Source organism: Reichenbachiella sp., assembly GCF_039941815.1.
Classification (GTDB): Bacteria; Bacteroidota; Bacteroidia; order Cytophagales; family Cyclobacteriaceae; genus Reichenbachiella.
In genome coordinates, this window is sequence record NZ_JBDVDW010000066.1 from 1 (window position 1) to 1,079 (window position 1,079).

1 protein-coding gene is annotated in these 1,079 nt (G+C 42.3%); it reads right to left on the minus strand.

Annotated elements, in window-relative coordinates:
- Positions 1–859: 859 nt before the first annotated feature.
- On the minus strand, positions 860–1,079 hold a 220-nt coding region (locus ABJF11_RS19885; protein ID WP_348122004.1), incomplete at its 5' end, for a hypothetical protein.

Genomic DNA, 1,079 nt, shown 5'->3' on the forward strand with positions numbered 1-1,079 from the left:
CCTGCGTGTCTTAGTTTATTAGGACTCAGAAGTGCGCCACACTCTCCAGTACGTAGGCAGAGTACTTGGCGCCTGCTGACGTGATCAAGGAAGTGTTGTTTTTGAAGCAGGTTTGGCGTTTCATGTTGCCTGAGGTGGGAAGGCCCTGCAAACCGGTGTTCGAGGATAATCAGGGTGCGGGGCAGCTTGCGCAGAACTCCATTACGAACTCCCAACTCCAAGCACATTGACGTGCGACGCCACTTCCTCAGGGAACTGGTTGGGAGAAAAGAGATATCGACTAACCACGTCCCATCCCCTTTTCAGCATGCGGATTTCCTGACTAAAGCGATATCACGGAAGCCTTTCGAGTTTCATCGTACCCTTGCCGTGAATTTATGGTGATCTTCTTGCTGGAAAGCTGAATGTGTGACACAGGGACGAAGTTAATTTTTGGGTGATTGTTTTGTCCTTCGGAGTTTGGTTCGACAGATTTTGTTTTTACTTTTTAGCACGGGTTTTCGGTTTTATCGATTTTTTACCTATCGACAGTGATTTTTTGCTCTCTGGGTTTTAGGTCAACGGAAGTTTGGCTATCTGAGATTTTAATTCAACTGTTGTTTTTGTATTTAGGTATTTTGACAATTCAGGTTTTAATTTGTATAATTTTTTACTTTAGTTTTTTTTATTCATACCTGGTATGAATGTAGGCAGATAATCATGACTGTGCAACGAGCAGGGGGAACGCGGAATTTGCTCGTTAGTGTTGGATATCGTACCGAAACTTTCGATATATATATATAGGTTGATATATATTTTTTTCTTATCGGACCCAAAAAAGTTCGGTATTTCTGTATATATATATTTATTATATTTTATTTTACTGTTGATGCCCTCGTGTTTTGGACAGTTCGCACGGATTGGCATGGTCAAGTGGAATCTCACAGGAGGCTGTTATGAAGCTTAGATTGGGTAGGCGATTGGTTAACCAATTACCTTCAGGGTGTGTCTTAACCCCTCCCAGAGAGCATCGGAACGAACCGGATGGAATAATATTTGCTGCATGAAATGATGCTGATTGGTTGTGGGAAACGAATAGA